At 45.6% G+C, this 21,660-nt stretch carries 19 protein-coding genes; 17 read left to right on the top strand and 2 right to left on the bottom strand.

The window, feature by feature from the left end; all coding sequences use genetic code 11:
- Positions 1–269: 269 nt before the first annotated feature.
- From HMPREF9431_RS03530 to HMPREF9431_RS13395, 8 genes are all read left to right on the top strand, one after another.
- On the top strand, positions 270–1,631 hold the full coding sequence (locus tag HMPREF9431_RS03530; protein ID WP_004379740.1) for a SpoIID/LytB domain-containing protein: 1,362 nt from the start codon (positions 270–272) through the stop codon (positions 1,629–1,631).
- Positions 1,628–2,911 carry an MFS transporter gene (locus tag HMPREF9431_RS03525; RefSeq protein ID WP_004379739.1) on the top strand — a complete coding sequence of 428 codons (1,284 nt, stop codon included), beginning with the start codon at positions 1,628–1,630 and terminating at the stop codon, positions 2,909–2,911. Before HMPREF9431_RS03530 ends, HMPREF9431_RS03525 begins: the two co-directional genes overlap by 4 nt.
- Before the next feature lie 409 nt (positions 2,912–3,320).
- Positions 3,321–3,503, top strand: coding sequence for a hypothetical protein (locus HMPREF9431_RS03520; protein WP_004379737.1), 183 nt, complete (start codon positions 3,321–3,323; stop codon positions 3,501–3,503).
- Between the two features lie 50 nt (positions 3,504–3,553).
- Positions 3,554–6,409, top strand: a complete 2,856-nt coding sequence (locus HMPREF9431_RS03515) for a hypothetical protein (protein ID WP_004379736.1) — start codon at positions 3,554–3,556, stop codon at positions 6,407–6,409.
- A 16-nt stretch (positions 6,410–6,425) separates the two neighbouring features.
- Entirely contained in the window at positions 6,426–6,815 is a 390-nt protein-coding gene (locus HMPREF9431_RS12780) for a hypothetical protein (protein ID WP_004379735.1), read from the top strand.
- 83 nt (positions 6,816–6,898) lie between these two features.
- Positions 6,899–7,066, top strand: a complete 168-nt coding sequence (locus HMPREF9431_RS13400; protein ID WP_155812926.1) for a hypothetical protein — start codon at positions 6,899–6,901, stop codon at positions 7,064–7,066.
- 135 nt (positions 7,067–7,201) lie between these two features.
- A complete protein-coding gene (locus HMPREF9431_RS03505) occupies positions 7,202–8,086 on the top strand; it encodes a DUF6261 family protein (protein ID WP_004379734.1) in 885 nt (294 codons plus the stop codon).
- Positions 8,087–8,274: 188 nt separating this feature from the next.
- Positions 8,275–8,454, top strand: a complete 180-nt coding sequence (locus HMPREF9431_RS13395) for a hypothetical protein (protein ID WP_231287692.1) — start codon at positions 8,275–8,277, stop codon at positions 8,452–8,454.
- Between the two features lie 248 nt (positions 8,455–8,702).
- Here the strand turns inward: HMPREF9431_RS13395 and HMPREF9431_RS03500 are convergent, their stop codons facing one another.
- Together HMPREF9431_RS03500 and HMPREF9431_RS13620 are read right to left on the bottom strand one after the other, a co-directional pair.
- Positions 8,703–9,920 carry an MltF family protein gene (locus HMPREF9431_RS03500; RefSeq protein ID WP_004379733.1) on the bottom strand — a complete coding sequence of 406 codons (1,218 nt, stop codon included), beginning with the start codon at positions 9,918–9,920 and terminating at the stop codon, positions 8,703–8,705.
- Entirely contained in the window at positions 9,902–10,036 is a 135-nt protein-coding gene (locus HMPREF9431_RS13620; protein ID WP_262502395.1) for a hypothetical protein, read from the bottom strand. The genes HMPREF9431_RS03500 and HMPREF9431_RS13620 overlap by 19 nt, the downstream gene beginning before the upstream one ends.
- Positions 10,037–10,158: 122 nt before the next feature.
- On the opposite strand from HMPREF9431_RS13620, the gene HMPREF9431_RS03495 reads away from it, so the two are divergent.
- From HMPREF9431_RS03495 to HMPREF9431_RS03460, 9 genes are all read left to right on the top strand, one after another.
- Positions 10,159–11,724: an acyl-CoA carboxylase subunit beta gene (locus HMPREF9431_RS03495; protein ID WP_004379732.1), complete on the top strand. Its 1,566-nt coding sequence runs from the start codon at positions 10,159–10,161 to the stop codon at positions 11,722–11,724.
- Positions 11,725–11,763: 39 nt separating this feature from the next.
- Positions 11,764–11,913, top strand: a complete 150-nt coding sequence (locus HMPREF9431_RS13170) for a hypothetical protein (RefSeq protein ID WP_004379731.1) — start codon at positions 11,764–11,766, stop codon at positions 11,911–11,913.
- Positions 11,914–11,922: 9 nt separating this feature from the next.
- The gene (locus tag HMPREF9431_RS03490) at positions 11,923–12,354 is read left to right on the top strand and encodes an acetyl-CoA carboxylase biotin carboxyl carrier protein (RefSeq protein ID WP_004379730.1); all 432 of its coding nucleotides are present in this window, start codon (positions 11,923–11,925) and stop codon (positions 12,352–12,354) included.
- Between the two features lie 203 nt (positions 12,355–12,557).
- Entirely contained in the window at positions 12,558–13,349 is a 792-nt protein-coding gene (locus HMPREF9431_RS03485; RefSeq protein ID WP_004379729.1) for a polysaccharide biosynthesis/export family protein, read from the top strand.
- Between the two features lie 79 nt (positions 13,350–13,428).
- Positions 13,429–15,318: an amidophosphoribosyltransferase gene (locus HMPREF9431_RS03480; RefSeq protein ID WP_004379728.1), complete on the top strand. Its 1,890-nt coding sequence runs from the start codon at positions 13,429–13,431 to the stop codon at positions 15,316–15,318.
- A gap of 60 nt (positions 15,319–15,378) precedes the next feature.
- Positions 15,379–16,455, top strand: a complete 1,077-nt coding sequence (gene carA / locus HMPREF9431_RS03475) for a glutamine-hydrolyzing carbamoyl-phosphate synthase small subunit (protein ID WP_004379727.1) — start codon at positions 15,379–15,381, stop codon at positions 16,453–16,455.
- An 8-nt stretch (positions 16,456–16,463) separates the two neighbouring features.
- A complete protein-coding gene (gene carB, locus HMPREF9431_RS03470) occupies positions 16,464–19,688 on the top strand; it encodes a carbamoyl-phosphate synthase (glutamine-hydrolyzing) large subunit (protein ID WP_004379726.1) in 3,225 nt (1,074 codons plus the stop codon).
- A 266-nt stretch (positions 19,689–19,954) separates the two neighbouring features.
- Positions 19,955–20,125 carry a hypothetical protein gene (locus HMPREF9431_RS13165; RefSeq protein WP_196794551.1) on the top strand — a complete coding sequence of 57 codons (171 nt, stop codon included), beginning with the start codon at positions 19,955–19,957 and terminating at the stop codon, positions 20,123–20,125.
- 239 nt (positions 20,126–20,364) lie between these two features.
- Positions 20,365–21,342, top strand: a complete 978-nt coding sequence (locus HMPREF9431_RS03460; protein WP_004379724.1) for a ketopantoate reductase family protein — start codon at positions 20,365–20,367, stop codon at positions 21,340–21,342.
- The last annotated feature ends 318 nt before the right edge of the window (positions 21,343–21,660 follow it).

Raw genomic sequence — 21,660 nt, 5'->3', positions numbered from 1 at the left:
ATGAGATTGTGGACCAAAGTGGTGCAAATTTGTGCGCAAAACCATTTCAATTACGCTGCAATATCGTGCAGATTGTTGCATTGATGGCGATTGTTGCAATTTCTTTGTAAAAAACAAACAACCATCACTTTTATTCAAAGTGATTTATTACCTTTGCAAAGCAATGCTAAAAAGAGCTTGTTAAACTGAGATTGCGTGCGCATGATAGACGGTTTTGCTGCTAAATCTTGTTTTGTCTTTCGCCGCATAACCCATCAAAAATAAACGAAATGAATGACAAATCTATGGCCAAATTGAAGGCTGAAGAGATTGCTACGCAGCCCATGGTGAGCGTAGGTATAGTGAGTGGCACGACCATTAGGTTCAGGTTGAATGCGCCTTACCGGTGCAATGCGCAACTTGCAGAAGGACAACACGAAGTGCACGTGGTCGACGGAAAATTGCTTTGGCAGGGGAAAGCGTATGACACGCTTGAATTTCAGCCGGCGGATGTGTCGGGAACATTTTCCATTTTTGATGTCGTGATTGGCGTGAAGTTCCATTGGGAACGTAAAGAAACGCAAACGTTCCGAGGTGTGTTGCGGCTCATCGTAGCACAAAATGCAGTCGTAGCCATCAATCAGTTGCCTGTAGAATGGTATTTAGAGAGTGTGATTTCGAGCGAGATGAGTGCCACGTCGAGTTTGGAATTGTTGAAAGCGCATGCTGTGATTTCGCGCAGTTGGCTCTTGGCGCAGATGCAAAAGCGGCGAGCTTTGAAGGTGACGACGCAGACTGCTGGCTCATTTGTGCAGACCGAAACAGAGCATATCCGGTGGTATGACCGCGAGGATCACACACTTTTCGATGTGTGTGCCGACGACCATTGCCAGCGTTATCAAGGCATTACGAAAGAAACGAATGCGCATGTGGTGCAAGCCGTGAATGAAACTTTTGGCGAAGTGTTGCTCTATGACGATGAGATTTGCGACGCACGTTTTTCGAAAAGCTGCGGCGGCGTGGTGGAAGAATATCAATATTGCTGGGAAAACCTGCGCAAACCTTATCTTGTTGCCTTGCGCGATGCTCCTGAAACCGACATGCCCGACCTGACCAACGAAGCACAAGCCGAGCAATGGATTTTAACCAATCCTGAGAGTTATTGCAATACACACGACCCGAAAATCCTTTCACAAGTGCTCAATGATTATGACCAAGAGACGAAAGATTTCTATCGTTGGCAGGTGGAATATACCCAAAGCGAACTGCGCCATTTAATCGAAAGCAAATTAAACCTGCGTTTTGGGGACATCATCGACTTGCAACCTGTAGAGCGGGGCATGAGTGGACGGCTGTCGAAATTGCGCATTGTGGGCACCGAGCGCACGTTAATCATCGGGAAAGAGCTCGAGATTCGCCGTGCGTTGAGCCCTTCTCATCTTTATAGTTCGGCTTTCGTGGTGCAGCGTTTCGACCTCAATGCGCAGCAAGTGCCGGCGCGCTTTGTGCTCAAAGGCGCAGGCTGGGGGCATGGAGTGGGGCTGTGTCAGATAGGAGCGGCAGTGATGGGAGAGCGTGGTTTCCGCTATGATGAGATTTTGTTGCATTATTATCGTGGCGTAGCAATTCGCTCCATTTATTCAAAAGCATGAGAAACCGTTCGCCTTGGCTGTGGCTTCCCTCACTCTGTTTTGCCGAGGGATTGTCGCATGTGACTATTGCCGTGCTGGCCATAGAAATCTACATGCAGTTGGGATTGAGCGATGCCGCCATCACCTTCTACACAGCCTGGCTTTATCTTCCGTGGGTCATTCGTCCCTTTTGGGAGCGGTTTTTGTTGCTTTATCAAACCAAACGATGGTGGATTGTGGCCACGCAATTGCTCTTGGGAGCAGCCTATTCGGGCGTAGCTTTCACGTTGCAAGCCGCGTGGTGGTTGCAAGGAACATTCTTTTTCTTCAGTTTAATAGCTTTTAGCAGTGCCTCCCACGACGTTGCCATCGATAGCTTTTTCAAGCGCGCTTTTCAGCACTACGACAGCGATGACGTTATCTTTATTCGGCGCATCTTCTATCGTTTTGCACTCATGATGGGCAAAGGGTTGCTCATCATGATAGCCGGTGTGGTGCAAGTGATGTTTCGTTATCAGATAAGGTTCTCGTGGAGTTTAATCTTTTATGGGCTCACGGGCTTGTTCTTGGCTTTTAGTCTCTACCATTATTATATGCTTCCTTCGGCGCATCGTGAAGACAATCCCATTTCACAACCACTCTCACGCACCATCATCTATTCGTTTTGGCGCGGCTTGGGCGCATTTTTCCGCCAGCGTTTGTTCGTCTCTTCCATCGCTTTTTTGCTGTTGTTCCGCTTGCCCGAAGCATTGTATATGCCCATTTCGCAGCTCTTTTTGCAAGCACCTCCCAGCCGAGGCGGCTTAGGTTTGGCACCACAAGAGTTTGGATTGGTCAATGGAACGGTGGGCGTTATAGGCTTGTTGTTGGGTGGAATCGTTGGTCACGCAGCCATTCGTCGCTTCGGATGGCGCAAAATGTTGTGGCCCATGGTGGCGGCAACCACCGTGCCCAATGTGCTCAATGTGTGGTTGGCCTATGCCATGCCCAGCAGTTTGCTTGCCATTGGCAGCAGCATGTTTGTGGTGAACATGGGCTATGGGCTTGGCCTTTGCGCCTACCTTTATTTCATTTCCTATTTCAGTGTGGGCAAACATCGCGAGCATCATTATTCCATTTGCTTGGGACTGATGTCGTTCTCGATGATGTGGCCCGCTTTCTTCGCCGGAACTATGTCCGATATGCTCGGCTATCGTCAGTTTTTCATCGTGCTGTTGGTGCTCTGTCTGTTGCCGGTTGTTGCCACAGCCCTTTTGAAAATCAAAGGCGATTTCGGAAAAGAGGAGAGCGAAATGGCTTAATCTTTAAGGTCTGAAATCAAAAAAGTGGCCAAAAATGTTGTGTAGCATTTTTTAAACACTTAACTTTGCGGTCGACAAAACAAAAAAATCACAGATGAGTAGCTTACGCAACAAGGCCATTTTCGCAGCGCAAAAGAATTTCACTTCTGCCTGTTTTTTTATGCCTTTTTATTTGGTCAATCCAAATAATTGTGTAACACACACACACACACACACACACAGGAGCGAGACCAATATAAAGGTACGCGCGACGCGCGCGTAATATACAACATAAACACTTACAAACAAAGGGTATGCAAGAAGTTTTTCATAAACTTTTTGCATGCCCTTTTTGCGTGCATAAATGAACAGATTTTGTTTGCAAAAACATCGAAAGCATTATTCGTAACATATAAATAGTTTTAGAAAAATGAAGAAAAAATTGTATGAAACGCCCACATGTACGGTCATTCCGTTGGCGACAGAGTATGCGTTATTAACAAAAAGCCCCGTGGCACGTCCAGGTGGCGGTGGTGAAACTGGTCACAAAGGTAGTGTCAGCGTAGGTGATTTTGAAGATGGCGGCAGCGAAGAAGTCGAAGACGAAGATTAAACGGCGTGCACAGTCCATCGCAAGTAGTAAACAACAAAACGAAAAAGAAGATGAAACATACATTTCGAAAACAACACTTTAGCAGCCTATGCAATGGCAGTCTGTTGCTCGTCCTCGGTGCAACCCTTCTATTCGGTGCTTGTGCCGACGACGATTTGGCCAACGAACAGCCTGGCAAGCACACAGGCACGGCGGTAGCCTTCAATGTGAGCGACGCCCAAATGGAGGCTTTGGCACAAGCCGGCGCCAAGGGCATAACCCGCGGTTTGAGCCCGCAGCCCCTCTCGTCGGCCGACCTTGCCCCACGCAAACTTGAAGCTACGGGCAGCAATCCTCACGACTTCTGCCTGATTGAATCGACTGTCGAAGGCATCAACCCCGTGAAACCGGCCGAAGGAACACGCGCCGAAATCATCAAGACGGCCACCCTCGGCAATTTCTCGTCCATCGGCTATCGCGCGGCAAATTCGACAGCTGCAGCCAATCCCAGCACGGCATTGTTGTGGTTTCATGGTGAAAAGACCAATCCCGATGGCACGTTGCAAAGTCGCTACGATTGGGATTGGCCCGTCAATGTCTACGGTCGTTTCTATGCCGTCTATCCCGAAGCTACACCAGCAAACAAAATCACGCTCTCGCCGAGCAACTATGCGCAAGTACCCTATATTGACTTCGAAGTTAATCAAGATGTGATGAGTCAAGTAGATTTGATGACAGCCTGCTCGGGCGAGGTGCACTATGAGCATGGCAACGACCCCACGAGCAATCTCAAGTTCCGCCATGCCTTGGCCGCTGTGAAGTTTTCCATCGGCAGCAACCTCTCACCTGTCATCATCAAGAAAATTGAACTCAAAAATGTGAAGTATAAAGGTCGTTATCGCTTGCCCAACAAGGCCGATGGCAGCGATGCCGTTTGGTCGGTAGATCCAGGCACCACAACCGTGGCACTTGACAATATAAATTTAAATGCGGCAGAAATGCCCAACACGATGTTGGCCGGTGCACTCGACCCCGATCCCAATAATCATAACCGTCTCGGTTGTGAAAAATTCACCTTCTTGATGATACCGCAGGTTATGCCAGCTAAGACGGCTGCCAATGCTATCAAAGCCGTTATTTACTATCAAGACGGTGCTACAACCAAAACCATCACTATCCCACTCACAGGCGAATGGAAAGCTGGCGTGACAAAAGAATATAAACTTTCGCAGAAGAACTCCTCATGGGGGTATCATTTCACCTTGACAGGTAACGAAAGTGACAAGACCTTTTCGCATGATGCTAACTACACAGGTGCGACCAATACGCAATTTCAAGTAACCAGCTATCGCCAGAATGGTTCTACACAGCAGCCCGTTCCTTGGAAGATTTCAAAATACGAAGAGTGGGACTATACCCTCAACGGCGGCACTGGTGGCTGGGTAGACCGCGGCACAACGAAGCCCGATTGGCTTGGCGACATCACCGACCATGGCAATGGCGGCACAGCAGCTGAAGCTTGTAACACCGCAGTGAAAGCCGCTCCTGTTACCGACCAACTCGGCGCTTATAACCAAGTACTCAAGGATGCCACACCCAAAGGAACGGCCGCCAATCCCTACAACTTGGCTAATCCCGGTGGCAACGGTGCAAAAAATCATATTGAAGAGACTGCCAACTGCTATCTCATCTCTGCTCCCGGCCATTATTGCATCCCATTGATTTATGGTAATGGTGTCAAGAATGATGTTCCCAACACCAACGCCTATCAATCCACGCAACCTGCAGGGACACCCTACCTATTGAAGATTTTCAAAGACCATCAAGATGGGAATATCACGAGTCCTTCCATTGGCACGCAATTAGGTGGAAGTGCTCATACAGCTAATGTTGTTTGGCAGGATCAGCCTAATTTGATTCGTGATGCTTCTCTCCGCATCACATACGATGGCCTGAATTTCGTAGAATTCGAAGTGAAGAAAGAAGATATCCGAAACGGTAATGCTGTTATTGCCATCAAACGTGGTGGGCAGATTGTTTGGTCGTGGCACTTGTGGTTCGACCATGCCGACGCGCTGGACAAGATTCCTGTGAAGAACTACGATGGTACCATCTACAAGTTCACGCGCAACACTTTGGGACAAGCCTATTTAAGAGATGAAGCAACGTCCTACGACCAACCGCGCAAGGCACGCCTCACGATAGAACAACAGGCAGGTAATGGCGGCATCAAGGCCTCTTCGCCAGTCGTAATTACGCAGAATCCCTATTCTGTAAAACAAAATGCTGTCACGTTGTATCAATTTGGTCGTAAGGATGCCTTCCCCGGCACCGACACTTTCTACGATGGAAGTAGTAGTACACCCAGCACCACCGCTTTCACTCTCATAGCCCATGCTTCGCGTCAATCTATTGGAACTACAATTCAGAATCCCGACAAGTTTTATGCAGTTAGCGGTCTTTCCACCGATTTCTATAACCAGACCTACTGCAATACTTGGTCGGCCAACAACACTAAGCTCAACAATAGGTCGAATGATGCCATCGTCAAGACAATTTACGATCCTTGCCCTGCAGGTTTTCACATGCCCGCTTCTAAGGCGTTTACTGGTTTTACGACTACTGGTGAGACTGCAAGTAACCCAACGGAATTCAACGTTAGTGGCGCTTGGAATGCTGGTTGGAACTTCTACACGCAGCTCAATCCTACTAGCACTACGCCTACCATCTTTTTCCCCGCTTTGGGTATTCGTTTTAGCTCTGACGGTTCGTTGGCATTCATGGACAACATTGGTTACTTTTGGTCGGCTCTCCCGGACAACAGCTATAATGGTTGCAGCATGAGCTTAAGTCAGCTAAGCATGTTGACGCTGAGTAGCACCAGTCGTTCGTCCGGGTGCGCCATCCGCCCGGTAGCAGATAATTAAAATAAGGAAAAGAAGGATGAGCAATTACGTTGCAGCAAGGGTAGTGGCCGTGCCTGTGTGCCGGCCAGCGCGCCCCACAAGGGCGCATCCATCGTTAGCGGTGCCGAGCGGATTGGTGGAAACAGGTTGTTTGCGCATGGCAGCGCATCATTCGTGGGTGGAAACATGCTGTTTGCACGTGGAATCGTGCCATTTTGGTATGGAAACGCCGCTGCACGGACGTTCGGGCGGGCACACAGGCACCGCCCCTACGATTTGGCTTGAGCAAAACTCAAAAAATAAATTTGAGACTTGCCTGCAGTTCGGCAAACGCCGAAAAAAGATTTTGAGACTTGCCCAAGGCTGGGCAAACGGCAAAAAAATATTTTGGGACTTGCCCAAGGTTGGGCAAACGCTAAAAAAATAATTTGGGACTTGCCCAAAGCTGGGCAAACGGTAAAAAAATAATTTGAGACTTGCCCAAGGCTGGGCAAACGTCAAAAAAATAATTTGGGACTTGCCCGAAGCTGGGCAAACGATAAAAAAATAATTTGGGACTTGCCCGAAGCTGGGCAAACGCTAAAAAAAGATTTTGAGACTTGCCCAAAGCTGGGCAAACGTCAAAAAAATAATTTGAGACTTGCCCAAGGCTGGGCAAACGATAAAAAAATATTTTGAGACTTGCCCAAGGTTGGACAAATAATAAAAAAAGATTTTGAGGTGAGCAAGGCATTTGAAAGCGTACCTCACGATTTTAAAAAGATAATTTGGCCCTTCGGGACCTTTTAGTTAATGATTTAAATAAAAAGACCTATGGAGATTGAAACATTAGGATTGAAAAGCGTGAGCAACGGCGCGCATTTCGTGTTCATCGAGTCTATTTGCAAACGGCTGGACTCGGAGACGGAGTTGTTGAAAAACGAGTACTTTAAAAAGGTGGCCGACGCGTTGAAAGCGGCTTTTAACGAGGAAAACCGCTACTTTGCGTTGTCGAAGAAAAGTGCTTCGACCGACGAGATTTTGGCGGCCGATGCCGACCGCGACACGTTGTATTCGGCCTACTACCGTTCGGTGAAGAGTTTTTTGCGCGTGTCTTCATCCGACTTGCATACGGCGGCCAAAACGCTCTGGCAGAGCCTTGTGGACTATGGCATCAAGCCCTCAATGCAGTTGGAACGCGAGACGGGTGCCATTCAAAACCTGTTGGAGGATTGCGAGCAAAAATACAGCGCCGAGGTGGCCAAATTGGGGTTGCAAACGGTGTTGGCGTCGCTGAAAACGGCCAATGCGAGGGTGAGCGAACTGCTCTACAGCCGCACCACGGAGCAGTCGAAACAGGTGGCGGGTGCGCTGCGCAAGGCACGTCAGCAATCCGACGAAGCCTTCAAGCAGGTGCGCAAGGTGGCCAATGCCATGGCTACGTTGGGTAGTGCCGAGGCCCTGAAACCCTTCGCCGACTTCGTGAATCAGCTCATCAAGCGGTATGAGGACGAGGTGTTGCCGAAAAAGAAGAAAGCGGATGATGGCAAGCAACCCGGCGACAAGCCTAGTGACGGGAAGAAACCTGGTGACGGTGGGAAGAAGCCCGATGGCAAAAAGCCGGGTGGTGGTGGCGATGGCAAGGATAAACCCGGTGGTGGAAAGGAACAGCCCGGCGGCAAAGGTCAGGGCGATGCCACGGTGACACCGAAAGAATAACTTGCTTTAAAACAAATGGCGTTATCCGCGGGGCACCCAAAGAATAACTTGTTTTAAAACAAATGGCGTTATCCGCAGTGACGCTAAAATCATAACGATACACACACTTTTTTATTTCAAAGAATGGGGGCGGGAGTGCGCGATGCATTTCTGCCCCCGATGTGTTGTGTAGTTGTATTCATTTGCGTATGGAAACGCCGCTGCGCGGACGTTCGGGCGGGCACGCAGGCACCGCCCCTACGGTTTCGTTGGGTAGATTACGTATGGGACGGTTGATTTCGTTGGGGCAGATTGCGCGTGGAATGGGTGATTTCGTTTGGGTGGATTGCGTGTGGACAGTTGATGTCGTTTGGATGGATTGTCCGTAAATGATTATTTTGTTTGTGTGGGAAAATATGGTGGAGATGGGTAGGGGCGGTGCCTGTGTGCCCGCCCGTGTCGCCCTACAAGGGCGCATCCGTCGTTAAATCCCTGCGCACAATGCGTGTATTTTGGGTATGGAAACGCCGCTACGCGAACGTTCGGGCGGGCACACAGGCACCGCCCCTACCAACCTCCATCAAATCCCTCTTCTGGCAACCATTTCTTGAATTAATCCGTCGGCGGAGCCTGCCGGCTATAACTGAAATCGGTTTTTGTATTTCGCACGCGTGGGTCGCATGTTGTCCAATCCGCTACCAAAGCCTTCAAAGCCCGCGTTGCCCATAGAGAAGCCGCCGCCTTTGGCAAAACCGCGGTATTGCGCCCAGCGATCCATGATGCGGTTGACGTAGGCGGTGGTTTCGGTGCCGCGCATGTAGCCATATTTCACTACGGGGTCGCGATAGTAGGCGGGCGTGGTGAGATGCAAGATAAACTCTTGCACGTCGGTCCAGCGATGGGCATCTTTCCCATATTTTCGTGCTAAAGCCATGGCATCGCGGATGTGGAAGAAGCCGCCGTTGTAGCTGGCCAGAACAAAGCAGGCACGGTCGAGCGGATTGGGGACGTCGCGAAACTTGGCCGTGAGCTCGCGAATGTATTTTGCAGCCCCTGCAATGTTCTGCTCGGGGTCGAAGAGCATGTTGCGGGGAATGCCCAAATGGTCGGCCGTGGAAGGAATGATTTGCATGAGCCCGCAAGCACCGGCCCAAGAACGTGCGTTAGGGTCGAAGGTGGACTCCTGATAGCATTGTGCTGCCAGCAGGCGCCAATCCCAGCCCGCCCACATGGCATAGCGCTTGAAATGGGCATCCCATTGCGAAATGACGCCGCCCGAGCGATTGAGCATGGGCGAATAGACGTGGCGCGTGATGCTGCGCGAAGACAGCGCAAATTGCTCCTCGCGTGTTGCGGCAGTGAGCAGAGCCGGCTTAAACCAACTGTTGAGTGAATCGGCTAATGAGGTGTTTCCCTGTTGCACGGCCCACTGTGCTTTGCCCGTTTTAACACCGCAGTAAAGGATGTTGCGGTAAGCGTGGGGCAGAGGAAAGGCGATGAGGTCGCCGTCGCCCTTTTGCAAACGGTGCACCATCTCAGTGGTGTCCTTACATACTTCGACACGCAGCTGCACGCCCAACTGCTGTGCAAAGCGTTCGGCCAGCAGGTATTGTAACCCCATGCCACGCCCCTGATAATCATAATAGGTCGTTGGTCCCGACATCGTGAGCACAATCAATTCGCCATTGTCCTGGATATCGGCCAGCGAGAACTGTTGTTGAGCGGTGCTATCCATGTTGTCAAATGCCGTCCCCCAGGGGGTATATTGCGTTTCCTTCCGCCCTTTACAGGAGAATAATGAGACAGACACTATACTCATCAGAACTACGATGAACTTTAATTTAGATGGATGCATATTGCGATGATTAAACCTTCGTTGGCTTGCAAAATTACAATTTTATTTGAGAATATTTTGAATGCGCCTTGTTTTTGCATGAAATCTTCAAGATGAAGCGCTAAAACCTGTTCCATATTTTTGCTTTTTTGCACAGAGAACGCTCAGCCTTCCTATTTTTTTCACTACCTTTGCAGCGAAATTGCACGTTACAATGGTGCAGGATACAACAGAAGGATAAAAAATTAATAATAGTTTTATGACGAAGCAAGTAGAAAAAATCAAACAACTGATTGCTAAGCGCGAGCAAGCTCGCCTTGGCGGTGGAGAGAAAGCGATTGAGAAGCAGCATGCTCGTGGCAAATATACGGCTCGCGAGCGCATAGAAATGCTGGTCGATGCTGGTAGCTTTGAAGAGTATGATATGTTTAAACTGCACCGCTGCCACAACTTTGGCATGGAAAAGAAACAATATCTTGGCGACGGCGTTGTAGCTGGTTCTGCGACCATCGGTGGCCGTTTGGTATATGTTTATGCGCAGGACTTCACCGTGAATGGAGGTTCGCTTTCCGAGACAATGGCACAGAAAATCTGCAAGGTGATGGACATGGCCATGAAGATGGGAGCTCCTGTTATCTGCATGAATGACTCTGGCGGCGCACGTATTCAGGAAGGTATATCAGCGCTTGCCGGCTATGGTGAAATCTTCGAACGCAACATCTTAGCCAGTGGCGTTATCCCACAAATCAGCGCTATCATGGGGCCATGTGCCGGTGGCGCGGTATATTCGCCTGCGTTGACCGATTTCACGATTATGACCGAAGGCACTTCTTACATGTTCCTGACGGGGCCGAAAGTTGTGAAAACCGTTACGGGTGAGGATATTGATGCCGAGCATTTGGGCGGTGCCAGTGTGCATGCCAGCAAGAGTGGCGTGACCCACTTCACTGCGAAGACCGAAGAGGAATGTATGGAACTCATCAAATGCCTGCTCTCTTATATCCCGTCTAACAACACAGAGACGGCAACACGTGTAGAATGCACAGACCCTATCGACCGCAAGGATGACTTGTTGAACGAGATTATTCCTGAAGATCCCAACCAGGCTTACGATATGTATAAGGTGATTGCTTCGGTTGTCGACAATGGCGAGTTCTTGGAAGTGCAGCCAAAGTTTGCAAAGAACATCATCACGGGTTTTGCTCGTTTCAATGGTCAAAGCGTGGGTGTGGTAGCCAATCAGCCCGCAGCCTATGCAGGTGTGTTGGATGTGAATGCCAGCCGCAAAGGTGCGCGCTTCGTGCGTTTCTGCGATGCGTTCAACATTCCAATCGTCAGCTTGGTTGATGTGCCCGGTTTCTTGCCCGGAACAGGTCAGGAGTATAATGCCGTTATCTTGCATGGTGCCCAGTTGCTCTATGCCTACGGCGAAGCTACTGTGCCCAAGATTACCATCAATTTGCGCAAGAGTTATGGTGGCTCGCACATCGTGATGGGTTGCAAACAATTGCGCTCTGACCTCAATTTTGCATGGCCATCAGCAGAGATTGCAGTGATGGGGGCCAGCGGTGCTGTTGCCGTGCTTTATGGAAAAGAGGCTAAGGCCGTGAAGGATGAAGGCGGCGATGTGAAAGCATTCCTCGCAGAGAAGGAAGATGAATACAGTGAAATGTTTGCCAATCCCTATCAGGCTGCGCAATTTGGCTATATCGACGATGTGATTGAACCACGCAATACGCGTTTCCGCATCTGCCGTGGATTGGCACAATTGGCTACTAAACGCCAAAACTTGCCGGCCAAGAAGCATGGTTGCATGCCGATGTAAGCAGGTTTTTCCGAAACATTTTAAATAAGCAGATGTATAATGGATAAAAATGTTTTTGCTGCCATAGCAATGGCACTTTACGAATTTGAAGGAAACAATGTACACGATGAAGAAGCTGGCATTATCACAATCCAACCTCGCGAGACGATGTGGAATGCAAAATTCTTATCGCTAACTCCAAAACCATAAGCAAACAATATGAAAGAATTTAAATACACGATTGATGGCAAGGAATATCAAGTTGCCATCCAAGAAATCGATGAGAACAATGTGGCTTCTATCTGCGTGAATGGCGACGAATACAAAGTGCAATTAGAGCAGAAAGAAAAAGAAGAAAAGAAGAAAGTTGTGTTGGGTAAGCCTGCTGAAAGTTCTGATGATGCAGAGGCACCTGTTGCTGCGGCCAATATCAATGCCAACAACGCAGTGAAAGCACCACTGCCTGGAACAATCACTGCGATTAGCGTTGAAGTGGGACAGGAAGTGAAAGTAGGTGACACCGTAGTTGTGTTGGAGGCTATGAAAATGGCTAATAACATTGAGGCCGAAAAGGCCGGAAAGGTTACGGCTGTCTGCGTGAAAGTGGGACAGAGCGTACTTGAGGAAGATCCCTTGGTCGTGATAGAATAAATCGACTTATATAATATAATATAAAAGGTGTGGCTGAATGCAGTCACACCTTTTTATTGTACCATTTTCGCTCAGAAGTGAAAGGCGGAGAAAATAAGGAATATCGGATGTCACCTTGTCACTATTATATTAATGAGAGAAATATTTGCCATTCCCAAAAAATAAACTTAATTTTGCAACACGATAAGTTTTAAGAGTTACGTATGAAAAAAGTCTTGTCCCTATTTTATATTTGTGTGGGAATTTTATTGTTAAGCGCTTGTGCAGGAGTGAAGAAAGTTGCTTATTTCAAGAATATTGATGAAGTGAGTTTGGCTGCATCGAAAGGTCTTTATGATGCGCACATCATGCCTAAAGACTTAATTTTGGTAACGGTGAACACTACCGATCCACAAGTCTCTGCTCCTTTTAATAATGGAACTGGTGGGAGCAGAGGAGGACAAGCCGCAGGGACAACGACAACCACCGATGGTTATTTGGTTGACAACCAAGGCAACATCAATTTTCCGGTAGTGGGCAAGTTACATGTGGCAGGATTAACCAAAAATCAGTGTGAGGATATGATTAAAAATAAGATTGCTCCTTATTTGGCCGCAAATGAAAATCCTGTGGTGACGGTGCGCATGGCGAGTTATCGTGTCACCATTACAGGCGAGGTAAAATCACCAGGCGTGATACCCGTCTCAACCGAGAAGATTAGCATCATAGAAGCTCTGGCGCAAGCAGGGGACTTAACCATATATGGAAAACGTGATAACATCATTCTTATTCGTGAGAAAGCGGATGGGGAAAAGGAATATCATCGTTTGAATTTGAATGATGCAAATATCATCAATTCTCCTTATTACTATTTGCAGCAAAACGATATTATCTATGTGCAACCTAACACCGTGCAGTCGCAAAACTCAATGATAGGTAATTCTACTTCACTGTGGTTTTCATTTGTTGGAATAGTCGTGAGCTTAGCATCGTTCATGGTTACTGTGCTACGGTGATGAGAAATAAAAGAATGGAAAAGCGTTGTCGTTTTCATTCTTTTTTTGTTTAACAATATTCAGTAAAGGCGTTTTCGGCATGGAAGAATTAAAAGAAGATTGTGGTGTAGCATTAATACGGCTGCTAAAGCCTCTATCTTATTATCAAGAGAAGTATGGCACATGGATGTATGGGCTAAACAAACTTTATTTGATGATGGAGAAGCAGCACAATCGTGGACAGGAAGGAGCTGGGATGGCATGTGTCAAGCTTGATTCTGAAGCAGGTTCTGAATATATGTTTCGGGAGCGTGCTGAAGGGTCGAATGCTATCACAGAGATTTTTGGTAAGGTACACGACAGCTATGCATGTGTTGAAGCTCAAAATCTGACCGATGTAGAATATGCAAAGGAAAATCTTCCTTTCGCCGGCGAGCTTTATATGGGACATCTTCGTTACAGCACAACGGGTAAGAGCGGCATAACCTATGTGCATCCTTTTTTGCGTCGAAACAATTGGAAAGCAAAAAATCTTTGCTTCTGTGGTAATTTCAACATGACCAATGTGGATGAAGTCTTTCATCAACTCACGCAACAAGGTCAATTTCCACGTATTTATAGCGACACCTATATTATGTTGGAATTGATGGGGCATCGGTTGGATCGCGAAGTGGAGCGTAATTTCAATGCCGCAAAGGAACGAGGATTAGAAAATACAGCCATTACATCTTATATAGAGCAGCATGTGGATATGAAAAATGTATTGCAAACAACGATGCCACGTTTTGATGGAGGTTATGTTGTTTGTGGGGTTACGGGCAGTGGTGAGATGTTTTCCATGCGCGATCCTTGGGGCATTCGTCCGGCATTCTATTATAAGGATGACGAGATTGTTGTCTTGGCCAGTGAACGCCCTGTGTTGCAAACCACATTTGACTTAGAGTGTGATGATGTATTGGAGTTACAGCCAGGGCAAGCCTTGATGGTGAAAAAAAATGGCGAATGCCTGGTTGAGCAAATTATTGCACCAAAGGAGGCGGCACCCTGCTCTTTTGAACGAATTTATTTTAGCCGAGGTTCTGACCGTGATATTTATGCTGAGCGCGAACGTTTGGGCGAATTATTAGTTCCTTCAGTGTTGAAAGTCGTTGATGGTGATTTGCAACATACGGTATTCTCGTATATTCCCAACACGGCAGAGGTCGCATATTACGGGTTGCAGAATGGGTTAACAAAGTATCTTGACGCACAAAAAATAAAGCAAATAGAGTGCTTAGGGCACATCCCAACTCATGAGGAGTTAGAAGCAATCCTGAGTGTACGTGTGCGTTCAGAGAAAGTAGCATGGAAAGATATTAAACTGCGTACATTTATTGCAGAGGGAAACAGCCGCAATGATTTGGCAAGCCACGTCTATGATATTACTTACGGGAGCATTGTACCCCATGTTGACAATTTGGTTGTTATAGACGATAGTATTGTTCGTGGCACAACTTTAAAAAAGAGTATCCTGCGTATACTGAATCGTCTTCATCCTAAGAAGATTGTCGTTGTAAGTAGTGCCCCACAAATACGCTATCCGGACTATTATGGTATTGATATGCCGCGTTTAGAGGAGTTCTGTGTGTTCCGTGCTACGATTGCTTTATTGAAGGAGCGAGGCATGGAGCATATCATTCATAATACATACGAATCATGTTTGCAAGAGTTGAAGAAGACGGAGAATATTCCCATGCAAAATGGTGTTCGTATGCTGTATGAACCATTCTCTGTTGATGAGATAAATCAGCAGATCGTTAAGATGCTTAGGCCTTCGGGTGTCACAACACCTATAGAGCTTGTATTCCAAAGTATAGAAGGACTTCATCATGCCATACCGAAACATCAAGGTGATTGGTATTTTACAGGGCATTATCCTACTTTGGGGGGAACGAGATTGTGCAACCAATCTTTTATTAATTATTATGAGCAAAAAGAATTAGGGAAGTAATTCTCTAATTCTTCTTGTATATATGCGTATAGTAACAACTTATAAAAACAACATAGAGAAATGAAGAACGTGACATTAGTCTTGAGTGATGGCACAACTTTCTGTGGAAAGAGCTTTGGTTATGAAGCCCCTGTTGCAGGAGAAGTTGTGTTTAACACTGCAATGATGGGCTATCCTGAAAGTCTTACTGACCCATCTTATGCAGGACAATTGTTAGTGTTAACCTATCCTTTAGTGGGTAATTACGGGGTGCCAGCTTTTACAATGGATGCGCAAGGGCTTCCTCTTTTTATGGAGAGCGATCGAATTTATGTCTCTGGACTTATCGTGAATGATTATAGCTCATTTTATAATCATTGGAATGCTGTGGAAAGTTTATCTGATTGGTTGAAGCGTGAGAAGACTCCTGGTGTAACAGGAATTGATACGCGTGAACTAACAAAGGTCTTGCGTTCGCATGGTGTGATGATGGGAAGGCTGGTCTTTGATGATGATGAAAGAGAAGTCCAAGAGATAGATTATGCCAGCATAAACTTTGTTGATCAAGTATCCTGCAAAAAGATTATCCGCTATAATGAAGGTGCAGGAAAAAAGGTTGTTTTGCTTGATTGTGGTGCAAAAGCAAATATTATTCGTTGCCTGATACAGCGTGGGGTAGAAGTCGTCCGCGTCCCCTGGGATTATGACTATACGAAATTGAGCTTTGATGGTCTGTTTTTATCCAATGGTCCGGGCGATCCTAACTTATGTTCAGCGGCTGTAGATATCTTACGCAAGCAGATGAGCGAGAGCAATAAGCCTATCTGTGGTATTTGCATGGGAAATCAATTACTTTCAAAGGCTGCCGGAGCTACTATCTATAAGTTGAAATATGGTCATAGAGGGCATAACCAACCTGTTCGTATGAAGGATACAAATCGCTGTTTTGTAACAAGCCAAAACCATGGTTATGCAGTAGACGCAAAGACCTTGGGGCAAGATTGGGAAGAACTATTTGTGAATATGAATGATGGTTCGAACGAAGGTATTCGGCATAAAGAGAAACCTTGGTTTAGTTGTCAGTTCCATCCTGAGGCTTGTTCAGGTCCTGTTGATACAGAGTTTATTTTTGATAAGTTTATAGAGACATTAAAATAGTTAGTATAATGAAGCACAATGATATTAAAAAGGTATTGCTGTTGGGTTCAGGTGCACTGAAAATCGGTGAAGCGGGCGAGTTCGACTATTCTGGTTCTCAAGCATTAAAAGCACTTCGTGAAGAAGGTATTGAAACCATATTGATTAATCCTAATATTGCGACCGTGCAAACTTCAGAAGGGGTTGCCGACCATATTTATTTTCTTCCTGTCCAACCTTATTTCGTTGAGCGGGTCATTCAGAAAGAGCGTCCCGATGGGGTTCTTTTGTCTTTTGGTGGGCAGACGGCTTTAAATTGTGGTGTGGCATTAGAGCAATCTGGTGTATTTGCTAAATATGGTGTACAAGTATTAGGTACACCTGTTACAGCCATCATGAAGACAGAGGATAGAGAACGCTTTGTTGAAGAATTAGATAAGATTAATGTTAATACGATTAAGAGTGAAGCTTGTGAAGATATTGCGGGAGCGAGAAGAGCTGCATCTGATTTAGGTTATCCCGTCATAATTCGTGCAGCTTATGCTTTAGGAGGTTTAGGATCAGGCTTTGCTGATAATGAGGACGAACTAAATAAACTTTGTGAAAAAGCTTTTTCTTTTTCACCACAAGTATTGGTTGAGAAAAGTTTAAAGGGCTGGAAGGAAATAGAATACGAAGTCGTCCGCGACCAATATGATAATTGTATCACGGTTTGTAACATGGAGAATTTTGATCCATTAGGCATTCACACGGGTGAGAGTATTGTTGTCGCCCCTTCACAAACGCTGACCAATCATGAGTATCATAAGTTACGCGCATTATCAATAAAAATCATTCGGCATATAGGTATCATTGGTGAGTGTAATGTGCAATATGCCTTTGACCCTGTGAGTGAAGACTATCGTGTAATCGAAGTAAATGCTCGTCTCTCGCGTTCATCTGCTTTAGCTTCAAAAGCAACAGGTTACCCATTAGCTTTTATTGCTGCAAAGTTAGGACTCGGCTATGGACTTTTTGAATTAAAAAATTCTGTAACAAAAACTACGAGTGCTTTCTTCGAGCCCGCTCTTGATTATGTCGTTTGTAAGATTCCACGCTGGGATTTATCGAAATTTCATGGTGTAGATAAAGAATTGGGGTCGAGCATGAAGTCTGTGGGTGAGGTTATGGCCATAGGGCGGAATTTTGAAGAAGCTATTCAGAAAGGACTCAGAATGATAGGGCAAGGCATGCATGGCTTTGTTGATAATAAGGAGCTTGCTATAGCAGATATAGATGCAGCCTTGCGTGAACCGACTGACAAACGTATTTTTGTGTTGTCTAAGGCACTACAACATGGTTATACTATAGACCAGATACATGAACTAACTAAAATTGATAAGTGGTTCCTGCAAAAGTTGCAGCATTTGGTCGATATTAATAAAGAGTTATGTCGTTTTAATATTAACACCTTAGATAAAGAACTTCTATTGGAGGCAAAAATCTATGGATTTACTGATTTCCAGATTGCGCGTGCTATAGGCTTAGAAGATGAAGTAGAGAATATGCATAAAGCTTCGCTATTGGTGCGCAATCTGCGTAAGCATTATGGTATTCTACCTGTAGTTAAGCAAATTGATACTTTAGCAGCCGAGTATCCTGCACAAACCAATTATCTTTATGTTACTTATGGTGGTACGACTCATGATGTCACCTTCTCTAATGATAAGCGTTCCATCGTAGTCTTAGGTTCGGGAGCCTATCGCATAGGAAGTTCTGTCGAGTTTGACTGGTGTGGTGTGCAAGCACTGAATACAATTCGTAAAGAAGGTTGGCGTTCTGTGATGATTAACTATAATCCGGAAACGGTATCAACCGATTATGACATGTGTGATCGTCTGTATTTTGATGAGCTTACTTTTGAGCGTGTCATGGATATCATTGATTTAGAGTGTCCACATGGTGTGATTGTTAGCACTGGAGGCCAGATACCTAATAATTTAGCATTGAAATTAGATGAACAGCATGTTACCATTTTAGGCACACAAGCACAAGATATAGATGGAGCAGAAGATCGCGCAAAGTTCTCTGCAATGCTTACCGAGCATGGTATCAATCAACCTGAATGGCAAGCCTTGAGCAATATGGAAGATATCGAGTCCTTTGTCAATCGCGTTGGCTATCCGGTTTTAGTGCGCCCATCTTATGTGTTGTCAGGTGCTGCAATGAATGTTTGTTCAAATGAAGATGAATTAAAACGTTTCTTACTTTTGGCAGCTAATGTCAGTGAAGACCATCCTGTCGTAGTTTCTAAGTTCATAGAAAATGCGAAAGAGATAGAGATGGATGCTGTTGCAAAGAATGGAGAAATCATAGTCTATGCTATCAGTGAACATGTGGAGTTTGCCGGAGTCCATTCTGGTGATGCGACAATTCAGTTTCCACCACAGAAGATTTATGTTGAGACGGTAAGACGTATTAAGCGTATTAGTCGACAAATTGCAAAAAATCTGCATATCAATGGTCCGTTTAATATTCAGTTCATGGCACGCGATAACGACATCTTAGTCATTGAATGTAATCTCCGTGCCAGCCGATCTTTCCCGTTTGTAAGCAAAGTTCTTAAGCTCAATTTTATAGATTTAGCAACGAAAGTGATGTTGGGGCTCCCTGTTGAAAAGCCGAATAAAAATCTTTTTGATCTTGATTATGTGGGCATAAAGGCAAGCCAATTCTCATTCAATCGTCTTCAAAAGGCCGATCCGGTGCTCGGTGTAGATATGAGTTCTACGGGCGAAGTAGGATGTTTGGGTGATGATACCAATGCCGCTTTGTTAAAAAGCATGCTTTCTGTAGGTTATCGTATTCCTAAAAAATCAGTGTTGTTGTCGACAGGTGGTGCCAAACAAAAGGCCGAAATGTTAGAAACAGCAAGATTATTGATTGCCAATCACTATGAGCTTTATGCCACAGGAGGAACAAGTGCCTATCTCTCTGAGAATGGTGTCCCTAACACGCGTGTTTATTGGCCATCAGAAACGGGGCAGCAACCACAAGCTTTAGCGTTGCTGAAAGAGCGGAAAATAGATATGGTTGTGAATATTCCAAAGAATTTAACGGTGCATGAGTTAACGAATGGTTATCACATACGGCGTGCTGCCATAGACTTGAATATACCTTTATTAACGAACAGTCGCTTGGCATGTGCGTTTATCCAAGCATTTTGTTCAACGAAATTAGAGAATATAGATATCAAGTCTTGGGATGAATATTAATGATAGTGTGCTGTGGGATGGATTTGTCATCAACGAACCGTTTCTCCGTAGACTTTTAGAGACGGCAATCCATCCCGGCAAAGTTTCTGTCTGAAAATCGCTTTTAAATTGATGTTATAAGTGATTGCAAATTAGTGTTTTAGAAAAAAGTTACACAAAACATAAAAAAAAGTAGTTAAAAAATTAGGTTGTATATCAAAAAAATACTTACCTTTGCAGTGTTTTAATAACAAATGATTGTTTTACAGATTTAAAAAGCAAAGAAAATGAAGAAATTAGTAGCATTTATGTTTGTAGCTGTTGCAGCTATCTCTCTCGCATCTTGTCATGACAGAACTGCTAACAACGCAGGTAACAATGACTCAGATTCAATCCAACAGGTTGACACTGCAAATGCAGCACCTGCTGATTCTGCAGCTGCAGATTCTGCAAAGTAATTTGTGCAAACGTAATGAAATGAGAGATTGGGGATGTGCTTATCAGCACATCCTCTTTTTTTGTGTTGTAGAAGGGGGACTAATCTATATTGCATTCTGTTGAAAAATGCGTGCGATTTGCACACGATTGAGGCCATAATGATGCTAAAAAACGACTGTTTTTCTGAGATTTTAGCAACTTGTGCTGCTTCAGCATTGATAATGTAATGGACTAAGGGCATAAAAGGATAAGTGGAATCATGAATATATTAATCATCGGATTGGGAGTTATCGGTAGTACTTATGGCTTTCTTTTTAAGCAGGCAGGGCACCATGTGGAGCACTATTTACGCGACGGAAGTCATAAGAAAGGCATCAAGCAGTTGAGTGTGTCACTATTGGATGGGCGAATGTCGGCTGAAGGAATTCAGACGGAGGGGCAATATGACATTGCGCTTTGTTCAAAGAAACGATACGATTTAATCTTCGTGAGCGTAGCACAGGGAAAAATCTCATCCGTGATGCAGGAAATTCGTAAGGAGCAATTCGAGGGAACGCTCTTGATATGCTGTAATTTGTGGCTTGACAGGGCCACTCTTGACCGAATGATGCAGGGCTATCATTACATTTTGGGCTTTCCAGTAGCCGGAGGTCGCTTGGAAAGTGGGGGCGATTCGATCCCTTCGCAGGCAAAATTAGATGCTTGCGTGTTTGACCATTTCATGCTGGAAAATGTATGTAGCGCGAAAATTACGAATGGAACAGATGTGTGTCAGCTATTCGCCTCTTGCCATATTCAATTAGAGCAGCCCCACGATATGATAGAGTGGATAGCCCTGCACATGGCTATCAACGCCGCAGTGATTACTGTTGCCGGGGCAGCTATCGGCATCAACGATAGCGCACAGGCGGCACACCGGCTGATGAATTCCACCACATTGCTCACAATCGTGATTAAAACTGTCCGAGAAACGACGAAAATCGTGGCTTCACGGGGTATAAACTTGAAACCCTATCGAAATGAATTATGGATGTTCCGCTTGCCGGCGCGGCTCTCTGCTTATTTTATGAAACATATGTTTGCGCGCAATCATCTAACTCGTAGGATTATGGAGTTGCACAGCAATCTTGAGGATCTGCGGTATATCTGTGAGAGTGTTTACCGCGAAGGAAAGGAAAATCATGTGTCAGCACCAATATTCTATTGCCATGTGGAGCAGCTTACGGCGAAGTTATAGGTCTGTATCAAAATAATTTGTGACTTGCCCACGGTTGGGCAAACGCTAAAAAATAAATTTGAGACTTGCCCGAAGCTGGGCAAACGTCAAAAAATAAATTTGCGACTTGCCCACGGTTGGGCAAACGCTAAAAAATAAATTTGCGACTTGCCCGAAGCTGGGCAAACGTCAAAAAATAAATTTGCGACTTGCCCACGGTTGGGCAAACGCTAAAAAATAAAATTTGCGACTTGCCCGAAGCTGGGCAGACGTCAAAAAATAAATTTGGAACTTGCCCACGGTTGGGCAAGCCTCAAAGAAATAATTTGAGCACTTGCT

The sequence above is a fragment of the Segatella oulorum F0390 genome, from assembly GCF_000224615.1.
Classification (GTDB): Bacteria; Bacteroidota; Bacteroidia; order Bacteroidales; family Bacteroidaceae; genus Prevotella; species Prevotella oulorum.
The sequence above is the reverse complement of the archived record's forward strand: the minus strand, read 5'-3'. Positions and strand labels throughout refer to the sequence as shown.

Bases quoted from the DNA above. Each gene is read 5' to 3' on its own strand.
- HMPREF9431_RS03520 (WP_004379737.1), top strand. From the start codon at position 3,321: ATGAAGAAAAAATTGTATGAAACGCCCACATGTACGGTCATTCCGTTG.
- HMPREF9431_RS03530 (WP_004379740.1), top strand. From the start codon at position 270: ATGAATGACAAATCTATGGCCAAATTGAAGGCTGAAGAGATTGCTACG.
- HMPREF9431_RS13170 (WP_004379731.1), top strand. From the start codon at position 11,764: ATGGATAAAAATGTTTTTGCTGCCATAGCAATGGCACTTTACGAATTT.
- HMPREF9431_RS03480 (WP_004379728.1), top strand. From the start codon at position 13,429: ATGGAAGAATTAAAAGAAGATTGTGGTGTAGCATTAATACGGCTGCTA.
- HMPREF9431_RS13620 (WP_262502395.1), bottom strand. From the start codon at position 10,036: ATGGAACAGGTTTTAGCGCTTCATCTTGAAGATTTCATGCAAAAACAA.
- carA (WP_004379727.1), top strand. From the start codon at position 15,379: ATGAAGAACGTGACATTAGTCTTGAGTGATGGCACAACTTTCTGTGGA.
- HMPREF9431_RS03490 (WP_004379730.1), top strand. From the start codon at position 11,923: ATGAAAGAATTTAAATACACGATTGATGGCAAGGAATATCAAGTTGCC.
- HMPREF9431_RS03460 (WP_004379724.1), top strand. From the start codon at position 20,365: ATGAATATATTAATCATCGGATTGGGAGTTATCGGTAGTACTTATGGC.
- HMPREF9431_RS12780 (WP_004379735.1), top strand. From the start codon at position 6,426: ATGAGCAATTACGTTGCAGCAAGGGTAGTGGCCGTGCCTGTGTGCCGG.
- HMPREF9431_RS03515 (WP_004379736.1), top strand. From the start codon at position 3,554: ATGAAACATACATTTCGAAAACAACACTTTAGCAGCCTATGCAATGGC.
- HMPREF9431_RS03485 (WP_004379729.1), top strand. From the start codon at position 12,558: ATGAAAAAAGTCTTGTCCCTATTTTATATTTGTGTGGGAATTTTATTG.
- HMPREF9431_RS13395 (WP_231287692.1), top strand. From the start codon at position 8,275: ATGGAAACGCCGCTGCGCGGACGTTCGGGCGGGCACGCAGGCACCGCC.
- HMPREF9431_RS03505 (WP_004379734.1), top strand. From the start codon at position 7,202: ATGGAGATTGAAACATTAGGATTGAAAAGCGTGAGCAACGGCGCGCAT.
- carB (WP_004379726.1), top strand. From the start codon at position 16,464: ATGAAGCACAATGATATTAAAAAGGTATTGCTGTTGGGTTCAGGTGCA.
- HMPREF9431_RS03495 (WP_004379732.1), top strand. From the start codon at position 10,159: ATGACGAAGCAAGTAGAAAAAATCAAACAACTGATTGCTAAGCGCGAG.
- HMPREF9431_RS03500 (WP_004379733.1), bottom strand. From the start codon at position 9,920: ATGCATCCATCTAAATTAAAGTTCATCGTAGTTCTGATGAGTATAGTG.
- HMPREF9431_RS03525 (WP_004379739.1), top strand. From the start codon at position 1,628: ATGAGAAACCGTTCGCCTTGGCTGTGGCTTCCCTCACTCTGTTTTGCC.
- HMPREF9431_RS13165 (WP_196794551.1), top strand. From the start codon at position 19,955: ATGAAGAAATTAGTAGCATTTATGTTTGTAGCTGTTGCAGCTATCTCT.